Below are 16,518 nucleotides of genomic sequence, written 5' to 3'. Positions count from 1 at the left end.
CATGTCCCTGGTCCACCTGAGCGCGGTCGAACTGCGCCGTCGCATCGGCAACAAAGACCTCTCGCCGGTCGAACTGCTCGACGCCTGCATCGCCCGCATCGAAGCGGTGAACCCGGCGGTGAACGCGGTCTGCGCCACCGACTTCGAGCGCGCCCGCGCCACCGCCCGCACCGCCGAGGCGCAGGTGCTGCGCGGCGAGCCGCTGGGGCCGCTGCACGGCCTGCCGCTGGGCGTGAAAGACCTGCAGGACACCGCTGGCCTGCTCACCACCTGCGGCAACGTGGGCCTGCGCGGCCACGTGCCGCAGCACGACAACGCGCTGGTGGCGCGGCTGAAGGCGGCCGGCGCCATCGTCACCGCCAAGACCAACGTGCCCGACATGGGCGCCGGCGGCAATACGCGCAACCCGGTCTGGGGCGCCACCGGCAACCCCTTCAACCCCTTGCTCAACGCCGGCGGTTCGTCGGGCGGTTCGGCCGCCGCCCTGGCCACACACATGCTGCCGCTGTGCACCGGCTCCGACACCGGCGGCTCGCTGCGCATCCCGGCCGCCCTGTGCGGCGTGGTCGGCCTGCGCCCCTCGCCCGGCGTGGTGGCCAACGACGCGCGCCCGCTGGGCTGGTCGGTCATCTCGGTGCTCGGCCCCATGGCCCGCACGGTGGCCGACACCGCGCTCATGCTCTCGGCCAGCGTGGGCCGCCACACCATGGACCCGCTCAGCGTCTCCGGCGTCTGCAAGGGCTGGCCGCTGCAGGAGGTGGACCTGTCGGGCCTGCGCATCGGCACGGTGGAAGACTTCGGCGTCTGCGCGGTGGACCCGGGCATCCGCCGCAGCTTCCGCCAGCGCGTGGCCGCACTCGCGCGCCACGCCCGATCGTGTGAGCCGGTGGCGCTGGACCTCACCGACGGCCACCGCTGCTTCGATGTGCTGCGCGCCGAAAGCTTTGTGGCCGCCTTCGCCGACACCTACCGCACCGACCCGCAGTCGCTCGGCCCCAATGTGCGCGCCAACGTGGAGATGGCCCACGCCATCACCCTCGGCGACCGCGCCTGGGCGCACCTGGAACAGACCCGCATCGCGCGGCGCTTTGAACGCGCGTTTGAACAGGTGGACCTGATCGTGGCGCCGGTCACACCTGTCTCGCCCTTCCCCTGGACTGCGCTGTACGCCGAGCGCATCGACGGCCAGGACATGCGCAATTACTACGAGTGGCTGGGCCTGACCTACATGGTGACGCTCGCCACCAACCCCGCGCTGTCACTGCCCTGCGGGGTGGACGAACAGGGCATGCCGTTCGGCCTGCAACTGATCGCGCCGTTGCGCGCCGACGACCGCCTGCTGGGCATGGCCGCCGCCATCGAAGCCTGCTTCGCGGCGCAGCCCGGGCTGGGGCGCCCGCTGCCCCCCGAAGCCCGGCTGAACCAGCCGACCCCCTCGCTGCAAAGCCTGGTGACCCACCCGCCCTTGATGGCCGGCCCCGCCGAAGGGCCCGGCCCCGCGCGCACCGCGGTTTGAACGGCATCGGCGGAACACGCCCGCCGGCCGGCCCGCCGCCGACGCTCCAGCGCCTGGATTCGCGGCCGGGGCGCAACACGGCCCAGGCCGCCGCGCCGGCGTTTTCTGGATGGACGCGCATGGCGCGCCCGGTCGGGACGCGTCAGGGCGTCACGATCGAACAGCCGGGTTCGAAGCTGGGCCACTGAGGGTGGCCGCAAGCGGCTCAGACCCTGGGCCAGGAGGCCGATGGTCCCAAAACGGGAAAACGGAGAAAACCGGACCCACCGATGGGCCACGCGTGGGCCATGGATGGGCCACAGAAACGCCCACTTCAAGACCATGACCGCCGGTTTTTGGGCGCGTATGGCCCGGATGGGAAGGGAAATGGAGCCCGGAGGGCATGACTTTGAGATGCCGTGGGCCATGAAAAACCCACGTAAGTCATTGATTTTGGTGCGGCTGGCGGGGATCGAACCCACGACATGACCCCTGCTCTATCGCGTTCATTGCAAGCGCATATGTAGCACACACTTGTGCCAGTGTAGCTCACACGCCACTACTTTATGCGGAACTCGTAGAGCAGCGGGCGATCACCCTTTAAGGCATGTAAGTTTCTTGCCGATGTACACGCCAAGAAACCACATGGACTTGCAAGTAGTGCTTGACTTGCTAGTCTCGTACCATAAGAATGGTTCTTAGGGCAAGTCACGACAACACCGCGTGACTCAGTGCGCACTACACAAAATTTCGTGTTATAATGGAGGGCTTTTCGCCCCGCAATGGGAAGGTTGATTATGACTGCTATAACTTTTGATTCATGGTTGCAAGGCCAGCTTGACAAAGGGCTGGTAGACATTAAGTTCGCCATCCTGCCGGGCAAAGGCGTCTGTAGCGACGCAGTTCAAGACGAGCTTCTCGCTGCCGAGGCAGCTATTGAGGCTGGCTTTTTGAAGTCGGCACCACAGCCCACCTCTCGCATCCCAGAGGAAATCGCAAGTATCATTGCCAGCACAGGGCATTGATCTCAACGAGACACATAAGGCGCCTAAGGGCGCCTTTTTTTTGCGATGACAGAGCAACACGAATTCCAGACACCCAGTCTTCAAGAGTTTTATCTTCGGCTCGTTCGAGAGACAGCAGAGGGAATACAAAGGAGAGTCTGTGATGCGTGCGGCATCCCACTTAATCCTAAGACTGCTTCGGAGTGTCAACCGATACCCGTGTTCGAGGAAGCAAAGTTAAGCCTACTCGCTTCGGCCAACATAAAAGCACCCACTGAAATCAAGTGGGCTACAAGCTATTCACACGAGTACGTTCTCGCTTACTTCAAGCGCTACCGGCTCCCGGGGGAGCGCAGAATTCGGAATGAGATCGTTGTCACGACGAATAACTACTGCGTCGCACGATTTTTCGCCGCCAAGGAGTTGATGCACTGCTTCTTGGATGAAGACGGACACACGAGTACATCCTCAATAGGTCTCGTTCACGACTTGATCGATGATCTAGTGGCAGGCGGCTCCCTTTCCCAACAGCGAGCGCCCCAGACCATCGTGGACGAAATCGCGTGGATGGGAGCGGTGTACTACCTAATTCCTGACAGCTGGGTACCCATTCTTCAAAGCGCTCAGTCGGCAATTCAACTGCAACGACCTGACGTTAATTCAACACTCCACCTTGCTCAGCAAATTAGAGTGCCGGAAAACGTGCTCAGGGTGAGACTTCGCAGAGACCGGACAGTAGTCTGACTAAGTCATGCAGCAATAAAAGCCTACGGACTATGGGCTGCGCCTTCAGCGGAGCGACTCACGTCTAAGCACCCGTGCGACAGCAGTAGCCGTCCACTGCCCGCCGCGCACAGTAAGAAAACGAAGCTCATTTAGACGCTTAGCAACCGCATTCATGCTCCCCTCCATCGCCAGGAGTTGCACGATCATCGGATTGACGCTGCTAGCAAACAAATTCGCGGCTCTCGTCCTACTTTTGAGAGCCTTCAAGCGAGCCTCGTCAAGGTTAGTTCGATTACCCAGCTGAGCACCAGCATCCTTCTTTGCCTTAAGCGCAGCTCTTGTCCTTGAAGAGATCAGCGCTCTTTCCTTTTCAGCCAGCGCAGCGAAGAGGTGCAGGATGAATGGGTCTGTGTCCGCGCCCAACTCGGCAACGATGAAGGGCACACCCCTGGCCATCAAGCCACTGATGAATGCAACGTCGCGGCTCAACCGGTCCAGCTTGGACACCACGACAGGACATTTAAGTCTGCGCGCGCGGTCCAGTGCCGCAGCCAATCCGGGCCGCCCCTCTATCGGTAGCTTGCCGCTGGCGACCTCTTCATAGTCCGCAGCGATCTCGAAGCCCTCCGCCTCGCAGAAGCGGCGCACAGCTTCTGCCTGCCCTTCCAAGCCCAGACCGCTGCGGCCCTGCTCTGAGGTGGACACCCGTCGATACACCACCGCTGCTTTCATCCAAAACCCCCTTTGTGTCAAACCTAGACGACCGTTTAGATATGACACATCATAGCGCAAAACATAACCATTCACACATTGGTTGACATTTTGTACAGCATCTGTTACAGTGCCATGCATGGACTACACACAAAAAGCAATCCCGCTCAAAGACGGCCGCAGGACAAGCGTGCGACTCGATAACGCAACCTGGGAGCTGATCGACAAGCTTGCCGGCATGCAGGGCAAGAACTGGCGCGATTGGTCCTCTGATGCACTTGCAACGGTTCCCAGTGAAGAGAACATGACTGTGGCTCTTCGCGAAGCAATCGCGCGCACGCTCGTTCTGGCGGAGTTTGACCTTGGCAGCCGCGCTGAAGACATGGCGCGTATAGAAGCGAACGCACTGACAAGGCGCAGCAGCACCTTCAGTGACCAGCAACTGGACAGCTTCCTGAAGACCGCAACCGTGTTCGGCGAATCGGACTTCGGGGGCTTCACGATCATCTTCGGCCACGATGAATCCGGCGATGACTTTCTTGTTGTGAAGAACAACATGCGCGATGGCCTCCACTTCGCCACCCTGGCAGTTGAAGCAGCCAAGTGAATCAGGTCACCACGGAAAACGCGGTCCGTCGCATGCAGCTGCGCGCATGGACGGACTTCGTGACAGGTCGCGCAGACGGTCGCGGCACGCCAACACCCTCCCCATCACGGCGCAACCGTGCCAAAGATCAGATGAACCCCGACGGTGCTGGTGGGGACTATCCAGCACCACCCCAAAAGGAAATGGAAGAACCATGTCAAAAAAACAGGCCGACCTTGAGGCCATCCGCTTGGCAGAACGCGTCGTGGAAGAAGCAAACAAGGCGATCATCGCTTGCGGTCGCAAGCCGCTGCGTCGCCCAGTCAAGTATTTGTCGATCCGCTTGTCCATCGAACGCGCCATCGCGGTGACTGCCGACGACGCAGCGGACTATCTGGCCAAAAGCAACGTCACAGAGTCCACCAATCTCGGCTGGGCCACAGTGACACACGGCGTTGGGCCAAGCGGAGAGCGTTTTGTGGTTGTGGCGTCCTGCAATGGGCACGCAACCATCACCACAGACACGCCGTGACGGCATAAGCAAGACAGCAAGGTAAGGCGAGCGACTGCTTTACCTTGCTGCCTCGCGTGCACAGTCACCGATGACTTACCTACCCATGCCCCCTCAACCCCGCAGCGTCAAGCTGTCCATTGACCGGATTCAGGTCGAGTTTCGGACCGCACACAGCACACAGGCATGGCGACTGCACAAGGGGCTGGGGGCAACCTTCGTAGAAGGTCTGACGGACGCAGGCACGGAACTGCCACCGGATCAGAAAAACACGCCCTGTGCTCTGTTCCGGGCAACCATCCAAGACCCCACGCACCACGCCACCCTGCGCGCATCACTGGACAGCATTGGTGCGCAAGACTGCCGGCTGGTCTTGCTGGAAGTGGCACTCGATGTTTTCATTCCAGGCGCAACGAGGCACGCCCTCGCAGAGGTAGCGGCAGACCTGTACAGGCGCGCAACGGTGACACCTGCGCACCACTGGCACCTCTACAAACAGGCAGGCCGGGGCTCAAAGCCAGTGGGCGAGGGCGAGCTAACCGACCGGAGAACTCTCGTGCGCAGGTTGGCCGACGGGCACCAACTCACCGACGCGTTCAAGAGCACACGCCCCGCCGTTCGCCACCATCTGTACGTGAAGTGCACGAACGATGGCGGCGAGGCGCTGGCCCCGATGGACTGGAGTGCACGCCATGAGGTCACACTGACCGGGGCGGGGCTTGATGGCCTCTCGCTTGCCGACATCGGTTTGACGCGCCTCGCGGACCACCTGCGCTATCGGAAGCTGTCCAGCAGCCTCAGCCCGTTCATCGTGCAGGCGCTGGACTGGAGCGTGACGCAGTACGGTCGCAGGGGGCGCTATCCCCGCCAGCACCCGACCCGTGCAGGTGTGTATTCAGGCGAACCGACGCGCTTCCGGCGATTCACCGATGCTGACACCCACCTGTATGACACCGTTCGCGACGAACTGCGGCGACTTGACCGGCGCTGGAAAGCACCCAAAGCACCACGCCCCACACCCAGGACAGATCAGGATTTTCGGGCACACATGCCCGCCGATGCAGTGGGCGGCGAACCGCTGGAAGCCAATGTCCACGCGGCTTCCGACCGTTTCGACCCACCCGACCAAAACGCGGCTTCTAACTATCTTGATACAGAGCAGCGTGAACGCATAGAGATCGAGAAGCAAATGCAGCTAGGCGAAGAAGAAGACACATGAACCAGACGGACAAGACGGCACAAAAGAAAACCGCGACCCCGAACGAGATCGCCGAAGCGCTCGCGCTGAGGGAGGCGGGCTATACGGCCTTGGCAATCAGCCAACGGCTGGGCATCCCGGTTCGCACTCTGCACCGTCACTTCACCGAACACGGGGCTAAGAAGGGGGCGCTGAAGCGCGAAGCGCTGAGCGCCGCCAGAGCCGATCTGATGGGGCTTGTGATGTCCGATGAAGCCATCCGCACCGAGGCTGCAAAGTTGGTCGCCGACGACTTGGCACACGCGCGGCACTTGCGCGAAGTGCTGATTCAGGCATCCGAGAAGCTGGAAGCCAGCACGCTCAGTGAAGCGGTATTGGTCATGCGTGCCGCTGCGGCATACAGCACCGCCATCAAGAACACTTCGGACATGCTGCGCCACGGTCTGCGCATGGATCAGCGTGCGGAGGTCACAGAAAGCGAACTGCCGGAGTTGGTCATCAGCGAGTTGTCGGCCGAAGATGTCAAGCGTCTCCGCAAGACGCAGAAAGACTCAGAAGAGATCGGGGCTTAGGTGGCGTGACCATGGCGCAGCCATGGCACACCGATTCAGCGAAGTCCTAGAACGCGCGGCACCCCTGATGGGGTTGCGCGCAACAACTTGGCGGCGAATTTGAAAATCGCGGCAGAGAAACCCCGCCCACCTACGCGACGGCGTTCAACGTCCCCATGTCTTCCCGCCCGCGCCGCTCGCCGCCCTTGTTGGCCAAGCCTTCGGCAACCTTGATCACCGCAAAGTCGATGTCAAACCGCGCGATGGGCGGCAAGTCAAACGGCGCACACGACACCAGCGCATACCGCTCCCCCATCGCGGCATGGCTGTAGTGGCGCTCGTTGACGGTTTCACCCAGTTCGTGCCCCATGACCGAAAAGCGAATCAGCCTCTTGAGCCCTTCATCGGCATACGGCAATGCTGACATCGGGACACGCATCAGCGCACCGTTGAAGTTGTGCCGGAAGTTGTGGAACACACGGGTGTTGTCGCGGGGCATACCGAGCCGCTTCAACATGGCGGACATCTTGCGGATGGGCTCCTTCGCGTACCTGGCCGGCGTCAACGCATAGGTCAGTTCAGGAAACACCCGACGGTAGCCACTGGCACGCAGACGCTCGCAGTAGTCCAAGAAGCCGAGTTCGACCAGCTTGGGGTGCAGGGGAATGAAGCGCTTGCTCTGATCGTTCTTGATCGTCTTGTCCGGGGTAGCCTTGTTGATGTCCAGGCACGGGATACCATCCAGCACGCGCACATCTGCAAGATGCAACTGTGCGGCCTCCTTGATCCGACACCCAGCCATCAAGCCCAGCAGAGGCAGCCAGTATTCAAACGGATACCAGCGTTCGTTCCGCCTCGTGATGTGCGCGCCGTTACCTGTGCGGTAGTGGGGCTGACTGAAGATCAGTGCCAGCTCGTCAGCTTGGAACACCCGCTGGCCGTCTTCTTCGTCATCCTCAGCGTTCGCTGCCTCACGGTGGCGAGCCTCCATGTCGGCCTTCGATAGACCGGACTCGCCCGCCAATGCGGCTGCTGGGTTGGTCGCGATCCACTGGGCGCGATCTTTCAACCACACGAACAGCCGTGAGAGCCACTGCATCCGCTCTTGCTGCATGTCCAAGCTCATCAGCGGCCAGTCCCTGCCGTCCGCTTTAAGCGCCGCAACGATCTCCGGCATCGTTGCCCTCTGCAGTTCCTTCGGCAAGTTGTTCGCCTTGCCGGGGAGCGTTCTCAGCGGTCCGTCCCGGAAGGCGCGGAGCTTCGTAGCATCGATCTCACACAGCGGGAGATCGCCCATGAACTCGGCAAACAGCATCAACCCCTTCTTGCGCTGACGCTGCTCCGCAACCTCCCGCAACCGCGCAGGCAACCCATTGGGTGCGCTGCAGTAAGCCTCCACGGCCTCGCTGAAGCGTTTTTCTCCGCCGGGCAGGGGTTGGACTGCCCCACCAGCCGCCAGCGCTTTTGCGGCATCTTGGGCCCGTTGCACTTGCTCTTCGGAGAGCCCGCGCGCGAAGTGCCGGCGAACGGCGTCCGCCTGCGACGCCAGCACTTCAAGGCGCCCAACAGGAACGCGAAGCGTCTCATCAGGGATGAACACCTGACTGGGGCTTTTGGGCATAGCCAACACCACCACATCAAGGACTTCCAGGCCGTCGGCCAAGATCGCGCCCGCGCACGCCATGGAGTCAGGCAAGGGGAGTACCCCACTGAACTCGGTTTTCATGGCCGTGTCCGGCATCTCCGATGGCTGAGGAATGATGCGCATCGCAGGGCCGTATGACGAACTGTCCCACTCAAGGTCAGCATCCCCCACGACGTGGCCCGATACGCGGTTCAGTCGGCACCACAGCTGCAGGTTGTGGGCGCTGGCAATGCGCAGCAGCTGCGCTCTTCCAAGCCCAATCGTCGCGGCCGCGGCATCCAAAGGCAGGTACCCACCCGCTGACAGGGTCGGGGCTTTGTCGATCAGCTTCAAAACGTCGGAGTTCATCGGCGCGCACTCTACCGCCAGAAGCTGGCGCCGCCAGTCGGCCAGCAGCGCCGTCGCGACCAGCTTCGCGATGTGAAGTTCATGCGTCCGGCATGACTGGATGAACTCGCGGCGTCCAATCGCGGCCCTGTGCCGCTCTGGCACGACAAGGCGCGCCCACCACATGCCACCACGCCGAAAAAGACCGGTCATCTCTCGCCCCCTTGTAGCAAGGCGATGGAGCAGGGGCACGCAGAAACGAAAAAGCCCTTGCAAAACAAGAGCTTGAACGTGTTTGGTGCGGCTGGCGGGGATCGAACCCACGACCCTTGGCTTCGGAGGCCAATACTCTATCCACTGAGCTACAGCCGCACGGCAGAAAAACAGCTCTGCATTCTCGCACACGGACACCGGACCACCCGCAGGCTCCGTGACACGTCCCCGCCCCGAGACAGCCGCAAGAGGCAGCTCTAATACATCTGTGCAAACCTTTGCACCATTGGGGCTTTCCATGCCGTTGTATTCGGCTTGATTTTGAGCGTTACGTACTGGTTACGGCGCCCATTTTCAGGGTTTCTACCAAATGCAAACGTTTGCGCAAATGTTGCAATTCGATGGCTTTTTCGAGACTTGGTTCCCGCGTTTTGCACACCGGTCAGCGGAAAAGACCCTTCTTGACAACACCTCACATTCGGAGCTCCCTCATGCAACACATCTTCAAACTGGCCGCCGTGGCCGCCCTGTGCGCCAGCGCCGCCGCCCACGCCGGTGTCGGCTTCGACGCCAACCTCGAAACCAACACCGACTTCCGCAAAGAAACCGCCACCCAAGACTCCATCACCAACGGTGGCCGCGTCGAAATCAACGCCGCTGCCGAAGCCAAGAATGGCGACTACTTCGTCAAGGCACGCGGCACCATGCTGGTGGGCCTGACCGGCAGCGGCGTGAGCATCGATGACGCCTGGGTCCAGGCCGGCAGCAGCAGCGTGGATCTGAAGATCGGCCGCTTCGAAGCGATGGACCTGTTCCCCCTGGGCAAGGACGTGGCCGCCAACATCGGCAACGTGGGCTACAACGGCAACACCCTGCGCGGCCGCAAGACGGATGGACGTCTGCACGCGGCCCTGGGCGTGAACGCGTCGCCGGCGGTCCGCTTCGAACTGGGTCTGGTGACCGAGAAGCAGGCTGAAGGCGCAAGCTACGGCCTGCGTCCCGTGGTCCAGTTCGCCGCAGGCGCTCTGACCGTGCGCGCTGGCGTCGAAGCGATCAAGACCGACGGCGGCGGCGCCTCGTCGACCGGCCTGGGCCTGACCGCTGGCTACGCCGTCAACAGCAGCACCACCGTCAACGCCAACTTCGCCAGCAACAGCAAGCAGGACAAGAGCGCGTTCGGCCTGAACGCCACCTTCGGCGATGCCGGCGTCGGCTTCATTCAGGGCAAGAACAAGGCCACCAACGTCAAGTCGACCTCGGTGTACGCGGCCTACACCTTCCCGCTGCTGGGCGTGAAGGGTGCCTCCATCACCCCGGCCCTGGGCTTCTACAAGGAAACCGGCAAGTCCAACGACACCGCTTTCCGCGTGCGCATCAACTACGCGTTCTGACCGGGCCGCCTTACCGGTCCGCACCGGGTGGGCGTTCAGCGGCTTGCGCCGCGCGGGTGGCCCACCCGTGTTTTTCAAGGCGATCAGAGTTGGCCCGGCGCTTCACCGCGTCGGGCTTTTTTTCGTCTGGCATGCAAGACGCCCACAGCACAGCAGGGCCAAAAAGGCAATGGAATAATCCCTGCATGGTCAACACCGCCCGCTCGAAGAAGCCCTCCGCGCCCAGCGCCGCCGAAGCCCCTGCCGCAACCCCCGAACGCCCCGCCGGCAACGGCAAACGCCGCATGCAGATGACCGACATCGCGCGCATGGCGGGGGTGTCGGCCTCCACGGTCTCGCGTGCGCTCAGCGGCAGTCCGCTGATCCCCGAGGCCACGCGCGTGCGCATCACCGAGCTGGCACGCTCGTTGAACTACCGCGTCAACGTGGGCGCCGCCAATCTGCGCAAGCGCGAGGTGCAGACCATTGGCGTGGTGATCCTGGGCGACAGCATGCAGATGATCTCGGACCCGTTCCTGCTGAGCATCCTGGGCTCGGTGGCCGACACGCTGGACGAGCGCGGCATGAGCCTGCTGCTGACGCGTCTGAAGGACAACCGCAAGCATGTGCTGTCGGACCTGGTGGAGAGCGGCCAGGTGGGCGGCCTGATCGTGATCGGCCAGCTGACCCTGCACGACTACCTCAACGATCTCACGCGCAACGGCTTCCCGATGGTGGTCTGGGGCGCCAACCTGCCCGATGCGCTGTACCCCGTGGTCGGCGGCGACAACGCCCAGGGCGGCTACCTGGCCACGCGGCACCTGATCGAACACGGTTGCCGCCGCATCGCGTTTTTCGGCGACATCTCGCACCCCGAGGCGGGCCAGCGCTACCAGGGCTACGCACGCGCCCTGCAAGAGGCGGGCATCGAGCAGGACCCGCGCCTGCTGCAGTCCTTCCTGTTCGGCGACACCCGCATCCGGCAGGTGATCGATGGCTGGCTGGACCAGCAACTGGGGTTCGACGCCATCTTCGCCTCCAGCGACGTGACCGCGATCTCGCTGATGGGCTCGCTCAACGAGCGGGGCATCGCCATTCCGTCGCAGGTGCGGCTGGTGGGTTACGACGACATCGCACTGGCCGAACACGTGCACCCGACCCTCTCCACCATCCGCCAGCCCACCGCCGAGGCCGGCCGCGCCCTGGTGGACCTGCTGTTCGAGGCGCTGGCCGGACAGCCGCGCCGCGCCATCGTGCTGCCCGCCGAGCTGATCCGGCGCGAGAGCAGCGCCTGAGCCCCGGCCGACCGCCGGCCGATTCGTAACCCGATTGTTCCTAAAACCTAGGGCAAACCCCAGCATGCAATCGATTGCATCGATGCTGTAATTTTGTGACGGCCAGGGGTGCTGGCCGGTTCCGCGGCCCATTGCTTCACCAGGGCCGACACGAAAGGTTTTCAGCCATGGCGCAGTCTGGTTTGCGTTTGCGAGACATCAAGAAGAGCTACGGCCGTGTGGACGTGATCCACGGCGTGGATCTGGACATCGAACCCGGCGAGTTCGCGGTGTTTGTCGGGCCTTCGGGCTGCGGCAAGACCACGCTGCTGCGCATGATCGCGGGGCTGGAAGACATCTCCAGCGGCGAGCTGCAGATCGGCGAGCAGGTGGTCAACACCCTGCCGCCGAGCGAGCGCGGCGTGGCGATGGTGTTCCAGAGTTACGCGCTCTACCCGCACAAGACGGTCTACGACAACATGGCCTTCGGCCTGAAGATCGCCAAGGTGCCCAAGGACGAGATCCAGCGCCGGGTCAACGAGGCCGCGGGCATCCTGCAGCTGGGCGACTACCTGCAGCGCCTGCCCAAGGCGCTGTCGGGCGGCCAGCGCCAGCGCGTGGCCATCGGCCGCGCCATCGTGCGCAACCCCAAGGTGTTCCTGTTCGACGAGCCGCTGTCCAACCTGGACGCGGCCCTGCGCACCAAGATGCGCGTGGAGCTGGCCACCCTGCACCGCCGCCTGGGCGCGACCATGGTCTATGTGACGCACGACCAGGTCGAGGCCATGACGCTGGCCGACAAGATCGTGGTGCTCAACAAGGGCCGCATCGAGCAGGTCGGCGCACCCCTGGAGCTGTACCACCGCCCGGCCACGCGCTTCGTCGCCGGTTTCATCGGCTCGCCGCAGATGAACTTCATCGAAGGTCCGCACGCGCAGGCCCAGGGCGCCCACTGCGTTGGCGTGCGCCCCGAGCACCTGCGGCTGGAAGCCGGCGGCCCGATCGAGGGCACGCTGCGCCACGCCGAGATGCTGGGCAACGAGACCTTTGCCTACGTCGACGCCGGCCCCCTGGGCGAGCTGACAGCCCGCGTCGAGGGCACGGTGACGGTGCAGCCCGGCGAGCCGGTCCGCCTGGGCTACCGGCCCGAGCACCTGTACCGCTTCGACGCCGCCGGCCTGCGGATCTGACCCCCCACCCCTTTTTTCACCCGCTTTGCGGATGGGCCGCAAAGCAACCCACCGAGGAGACACGCACGATGTACAAAACCACCACGATCGCCGGCGCCGCCGCACTGGCGCTGGGCACACTGGGCGCCACCGCCCAGGCCGCCGACTACAAGGGACCGAATCTCAAGGGCGAGACCGTCACCATCACCTGCCCCTGGACCGGCGCCGAAGAAGGCTCGTTCAAGAAGGTGATCGCCGGCTTCGAGAAGGCCACCGGCGCCACCGTGAAGCACGCCTGCTCGCAAAGCTCCGAGCAGCAGATCGTGATCGACATCAAGGCCGGCTCGCCGTCCAACATCTCGGTGTTCCCGCAGCCGGGTCTGGCCGCCAACATGGCCGCCATCGGTGGCCTGGCGCCGCTGGGTGACAAGTCGCGCGACTGGGTCAAGGCCAACTTCGCCGCTGGCAGCTCGTGGGCCGACCTGGGCACCTACAAGGGCAAGGACGGCAAGAGCAATTTCTACGGCCTGTTCTACAACGTCAACGTCAAGAGCCTGGTCTGGTACCTGCCCGAGAACTTCAAGGAAAAGGGCTACAAAGTGCCCAAGTCCATGGAAGAGCTGCAGGACCTGACCAAGAAGATCGCCGCCGACGGTGGCAAGCCCTGGTGTATCGGCCTGGGTTCGGACGCCGCCACCGGCTGGCCCGCCACCGACTGGGTCGAGGACATGATGCTGCGCACCCAGAGCCCGCAGGTCTACGACGACTGGACCAGCAACAAGATGAAGTTCAACGACAAGCGCGTCGTCGAAGCCATCGAAGCCTACGGCTGGTTCGCCCGCAACGACGCTTATGTCGACGGCGGCGCCAAGGCCGTGGCCACGGTGAGCTTCAAGGACAGCCCCAAGGGTCTGTTCGGTTCGCCGCCCAAGTGCTACATGCACCGCCAGGCTTCGTTCATCCCGGCCTTCTTCCCAGAAGGCAAGGCCGACGACGCGGACTTCTTCTACTTCCCGTCCTACGCTGGCAAGAAGCTGGGCAACCCGGTCCTGGGTGGCGGCACGATCATGACGATCACCAAAGACAGCAAGGGCGCCCGTGCCTTCATGGAGTACCTGCAGCACCCGCAGGCCCACGAGACCTGGATGGCCGACGGCGGCTTCCTGACCCCGCACAAGGGCGTGGACCTGGCCAAGTACAAGACCAAGGGCCAGCGCAAGCAGGGCGAGATCCTGCTGGGCGCCACGACCTTCCGTTTTGACGGTTCCGACCTGATGCCCGGCGCCGTCGGTGCCGGCAGCTTCTGGAAGGGCATGGTCGACTACTCGGGCGGCAAGTCGGCCCAGGCGGTCACCGATGACATCCAGAAGTCCTGGGAAGCCCTGAAGTAATCCCCCCCCTGCGCCGCTTCGCGTCTTCCCCCCGGAGGGGGGACGCTCCCTGTGGCCTGGCAAAGCCAGTTCCACGGGAGCCCTGGACCGCGAGGCGGCGTGCGTGACGGGTCGCCCATCCCGTCGCCCCTTATTGCTTTGACCACCATGTTCGATTCAATCTTCCAGACCCTTCTGGCCGTGGTGGTCAGTGTCGGTTTCTGCCTGCTGTATTTCGCGGGCAGCAACTGGCTGCTGGACCATGTGCTGGCCCGCCCCTCGATGCCGCGCCAGCAACGCGAACGGCTGCGCGAGGGCGTGCGCCCCTGGCTGTTCATCGCACCGGCGCTGCTGCTGCTGGGCGTGTACCTGGTCTACCCGTTTTTCGAGACCCTGCGCCTGAGCTTCATGGACGCCACCGGCGAGCAGTTCGTCGGCCTGGCGAACTACGGCTGGGTGCTCACCGACGAGAATTTTTTCATCACCATCCGCAACAACTTCCTGTGGTTGCTGGTGGTGCCCGCCGCGTCGACCGCGCTGGGCCTGGTGGTGGCCGTGCTGGCCGACCGGGTCTGGTGGGGCAACGCCGCCAAGACCCTGGTGTTCATGCCGATGGCGATCAGCTTCGTCGGCGCCAGCGTGATCTGGAAGTTCGTCTACGACTTCCGCGGCCCGGAGAACGAGCAGATCGGCATCCTCAACGCCATCGTGCAGGGCATGGGCCTGGAGGCCCAGGCCTGGGTGACGGTGCCGTTCTGGAACAACTTCTTCCTGATGGCGATCCTGATCTGGATCCAGACCGGCTTTGCGATGGTGATCCTCTCGGCCGCGCTGCGCGGCGTGCCCACCGACACCATCGAGGCCGCGCGCATCGACGGCGCGACCGAACTGCAGATCTTCTTCGAGGTCATGGTGCCGCAGGTGATGTCCACCATCCTGGTGGTCTGGACCACCATCACCATCACCGTGCTCAAGGTGTTCGACATCGTGATGGCCATGACCGGCGGCCAGTGGGACACCAGCGTGCTGGCCAACCTGATGTACGACTGGATGTTCCGCGGCGGCGGTGACTACGGTCGCAGTTCCACCCTGGCCATGGTGCTGATGCTGGCCGTGGTGCCGGTGATGGCCTTCAACATCCGCCGATTCCGCGCCGAGGAGGCCCAGCGATGAAACTCCGACTCTCCCCCGCCGCGCTGGTCTCCCACGCGCTGCTGCTGGTCATCGTGCTGGCCTGGGTGCTGCCCACCTTCGGCCTGCTGGTCTCCAGCTTCCGCGACCGCGAACAGATCGTCTCCTCGGGCTGGTGGACCTCGCTGTCGACCCAGACCCGGCCCGACATGCGCCGCACCGCCGGCGCCCAGAGCGTGGTGCCCGAGGGCGATCGCTTCGTGATCGCCGGCCGCCTGTTCCCCGAGGGCAACGCCACCCGCCTGCAGCGCTTCTCGACCAAGTCGGCCGAACCGGGCGAACACCCCATCGGCAGCACCATCACGCTGGGCGATGCGCAGATCTTCGACGAGGAAGACGGCCAGCCCGACGGCACGCTCACCGTGGCCGCCGACGGCCAGTACAAGCTGGTGCTGAACCAGGCCTACGAGAGCGACCGCGGCGTGCGCATCTTCTACGTGGCCGAAACGCCGCCAAGCTTCACCGCCAGCAACTACCGCAAGGTGGTCGACTCCGAGGGCGTGGGCAACGCGTTTCTCAACACCTTCAAGGTCACGATTCCCGCCACCTTCATCCCGATCCTGATCGCGGCCTTTGCGGCCTACGCCTTCAGCTGGATGGAGTTCCCCGGCCGGCGCTGGCTGTTCGTGGTGGTGGTGGGCCTGCTGGTGGTGCCGCTGCAGATGTCGCTGATCCCGTTGCTGCGCCTGTACAACGAGCTTGGCGAGACCCTGGGCGTGCCGTCCAAGTCCTACCTGGGCGTGTGGCTGGCGCACTCGGCCTTCGGCCTGCCGCTGGCGATCTACCTGCTGCGCAACTACATCGCCTCGCTGCCGCGCGACATCATCGAGAGCGCGCGCATGGACGGCGCGACCCACTTCCAGATCTTCACCAGCATCGTGCTGCCGCTGTCGCTGCCCGCGCTGGCCAGCTTCGCGATCTTCCAGTTCCTCTGGGTCTGGAACGACTTCCTGGTGGCCCTGGTCTTCCTGGGCAAGTCGCCGGACCAGGTGGTGCTGACCATCCAGCTCAACGACCTGCTGGGCTCGCGCGGCGAGAGCTGGGAGATCCTGACCGCCAGCGCCTTCGTCTCGATCGCGGTGCCGGTGGCGGTGTTCTTCTCGCTGCAGCGTTTCTTCGTGCGCGGTCTGTTGTCCGGCTCGGTGAAGTAGCCCCCCTGCGCCGGGAATACGCCTCC

General features: G+C 63.7%; 14 protein-coding genes and 1 tRNA gene. 12 read left to right on the top strand and 3 right to left on the bottom strand.

What is annotated here, in order from left to right; genetic code table 11:
* Window position 1 precedes the first annotated feature (1 nt).
* Both RMP09_RS09525 and RMP09_RS09520 read left to right on the top strand, forming a co-directional pair.
* On the top strand, window positions 2-1,516 hold the full coding sequence (locus tag RMP09_RS09525; protein ID WP_310565742.1) for an amidase: 1,515 nt from the start codon (window positions 2-4) through the stop codon (window positions 1,514-1,516).
* 1,202 nt (window positions 1,517-2,718) lie between these two features.
* A complete protein-coding gene (locus tag RMP09_RS09520; protein ID WP_310565741.1) occupies window positions 2,719-3,243 on the top strand; it encodes a hypothetical protein in 525 nt (174 codons plus the stop codon).
* A gap of 45 nt (window positions 3,244-3,288) precedes the next feature.
* Here RMP09_RS09520 and RMP09_RS09515 read toward each other — a convergent pair whose 3' ends face one another.
* Window positions 3,289-3,957, bottom strand: coding sequence for a recombinase family protein (locus RMP09_RS09515; RefSeq protein ID WP_310565740.1), 669 nt, complete (start codon window positions 3,955-3,957; stop codon window positions 3,289-3,291).
* 118 nt (window positions 3,958-4,075) lie between these two features.
* Between RMP09_RS09515 and RMP09_RS09510 the strand changes: the two genes are divergently transcribed.
* From RMP09_RS09510 to RMP09_RS09495, 4 genes are all read left to right on the top strand, one after another.
* The gene (locus RMP09_RS09510) at window positions 4,076-4,543 is read left to right on the top strand and encodes a hypothetical protein (RefSeq protein ID WP_310565739.1); all 468 of its coding nucleotides are present in this window, start codon (window positions 4,076-4,078) and stop codon (window positions 4,541-4,543) included.
* 193 nt (window positions 4,544-4,736) lie between these two features.
* On the top strand, window positions 4,737-5,054 hold the full coding sequence (locus RMP09_RS09505; protein ID WP_310565738.1) for a hypothetical protein: 318 nt from the start codon (window positions 4,737-4,739) through the stop codon (window positions 5,052-5,054).
* An 85-nt stretch (window positions 5,055-5,139) separates the two neighbouring features.
* A complete protein-coding gene (locus RMP09_RS09500) occupies window positions 5,140-6,252 on the top strand; it encodes a hypothetical protein (protein WP_310565737.1) in 1,113 nt (370 codons plus the stop codon).
* Window positions 6,249-6,803, top strand: a complete 555-nt coding sequence (locus RMP09_RS09495; RefSeq protein ID WP_310565736.1) for a hypothetical protein — start codon at window positions 6,249-6,251, stop codon at window positions 6,801-6,803. The genes RMP09_RS09500 and RMP09_RS09495 overlap by 4 nt, the downstream gene beginning before the upstream one ends.
* A 130-nt stretch (window positions 6,804-6,933) precedes the next feature.
* On the opposite strand, the gene RMP09_RS09490 is transcribed toward RMP09_RS09495, so the two are convergent.
* Both RMP09_RS09490 and RMP09_RS09485 read right to left on the bottom strand, forming a co-directional pair.
* Complete coding sequence (locus RMP09_RS09490) at window positions 6,934-9,078, bottom strand: site-specific integrase (protein ID WP_310565735.1); 2,145 nt, start codon at window positions 9,076-9,078, stop codon at window positions 6,934-6,936.
* Window positions 9,051-9,126, bottom strand: a tRNA-Arg gene (locus RMP09_RS09485). Before RMP09_RS09485 ends, RMP09_RS09490 begins: the two co-directional genes overlap by 28 nt.
* A 332-nt stretch (window positions 9,127-9,458) precedes the next feature.
* On the opposite strand from RMP09_RS09485, the gene RMP09_RS09480 reads away from it, so the two are divergent.
* The 6 genes from RMP09_RS09480 (at window position 9,459) to RMP09_RS09455 (ending at window position 16,492) form a co-directional block, all read left to right on the top strand.
* A complete protein-coding gene (locus RMP09_RS09480; protein ID WP_310565734.1) occupies window positions 9,459-10,358 on the top strand; it encodes a carbohydrate porin in 900 nt (299 codons plus the stop codon).
* A 185-nt stretch (window positions 10,359-10,543) separates the two neighbouring features.
* Window positions 10,544-11,632: a substrate-binding domain-containing protein gene (locus tag RMP09_RS09475; RefSeq protein WP_310565733.1), complete on the top strand. Its 1,089-nt coding sequence runs from the start codon at window positions 10,544-10,546 to the stop codon at window positions 11,630-11,632.
* A 167-nt stretch (window positions 11,633-11,799) separates the two neighbouring features.
* Window positions 11,800-12,801 carry a sn-glycerol-3-phosphate ABC transporter ATP-binding protein UgpC gene (locus RMP09_RS09470; protein ID WP_310565732.1) on the top strand — a complete coding sequence of 334 codons (1,002 nt, stop codon included), beginning with the start codon at window positions 11,800-11,802 and terminating at the stop codon, window positions 12,799-12,801.
* A gap of 68 nt (window positions 12,802-12,869) precedes the next feature.
* Window positions 12,870-14,171 carry an ABC transporter substrate-binding protein gene (locus tag RMP09_RS09465; protein ID WP_310565731.1) on the top strand — a complete coding sequence of 434 codons (1,302 nt, stop codon included), beginning with the start codon at window positions 12,870-12,872 and terminating at the stop codon, window positions 14,169-14,171.
* A gap of 147 nt (window positions 14,172-14,318) precedes the next feature.
* Window positions 14,319-15,323, top strand: coding sequence for a sugar ABC transporter permease (locus RMP09_RS09460; RefSeq protein ID WP_310565730.1), 1,005 nt, complete (start codon window positions 14,319-14,321; stop codon window positions 15,321-15,323).
* A complete protein-coding gene (locus RMP09_RS09455; protein ID WP_310565729.1) occupies window positions 15,320-16,492 on the top strand; it encodes a carbohydrate ABC transporter permease in 1,173 nt (390 codons plus the stop codon). The genes RMP09_RS09460 and RMP09_RS09455 overlap by 4 nt, the downstream gene beginning before the upstream one ends.
* Window positions 16,493-16,518: the final 26 nt, after the last annotated feature.

Source organism: Hydrogenophaga sp., from assembly GCF_031426985.1.
Classification (GTDB): Bacteria; Pseudomonadota; Gammaproteobacteria; order Burkholderiales; family Burkholderiaceae_C; genus Hydrogenophaga.
This window is presented reverse-complemented; position numbering and strand designations above follow the sequence as displayed.

Coding starts and splice junctions, on each gene's coding strand:
- RMP09_RS09525 (WP_310565742.1), top strand. CDS start 2: ATGTCCCTGGTCCACCTGAGCGCGGTCGAACTGCGCCGTCGCATCGGC.
- RMP09_RS09515 (WP_310565740.1), bottom strand. CDS start 3,957: ATGAAAGCAGCGGTGGTGTATCGACGGGTGTCCACCTCAGAGCAGGGC.
- RMP09_RS09510 (WP_310565739.1), top strand. CDS start 4,076: ATGGACTACACACAAAAAGCAATCCCGCTCAAAGACGGCCGCAGGACA.
- RMP09_RS09505 (WP_310565738.1), top strand. CDS start 4,737: ATGTCAAAAAAACAGGCCGACCTTGAGGCCATCCGCTTGGCAGAACGC.
- RMP09_RS09500 (WP_310565737.1), top strand. CDS start 5,140: ATGCCCCCTCAACCCCGCAGCGTCAAGCTGTCCATTGACCGGATTCAG.
- RMP09_RS09495 (WP_310565736.1), top strand. CDS start 6,249: ATGAACCAGACGGACAAGACGGCACAAAAGAAAACCGCGACCCCGAAC.
- RMP09_RS09480 (WP_310565734.1), top strand. CDS start 9,459: ATGCAACACATCTTCAAACTGGCCGCCGTGGCCGCCCTGTGCGCCAGC.
- RMP09_RS09475 (WP_310565733.1), top strand. CDS start 10,544: ATGGTCAACACCGCCCGCTCGAAGAAGCCCTCCGCGCCCAGCGCCGCC.
- RMP09_RS09470 (WP_310565732.1), top strand. CDS start 11,800: ATGGCGCAGTCTGGTTTGCGTTTGCGAGACATCAAGAAGAGCTACGGC.
- RMP09_RS09465 (WP_310565731.1), top strand. CDS start 12,870: ATGTACAAAACCACCACGATCGCCGGCGCCGCCGCACTGGCGCTGGGC.
- RMP09_RS09460 (WP_310565730.1), top strand. CDS start 14,319: ATGTTCGATTCAATCTTCCAGACCCTTCTGGCCGTGGTGGTCAGTGTC.
- RMP09_RS09455 (WP_310565729.1), top strand. CDS start 15,320: ATGAAACTCCGACTCTCCCCCGCCGCGCTGGTCTCCCACGCGCTGCTG.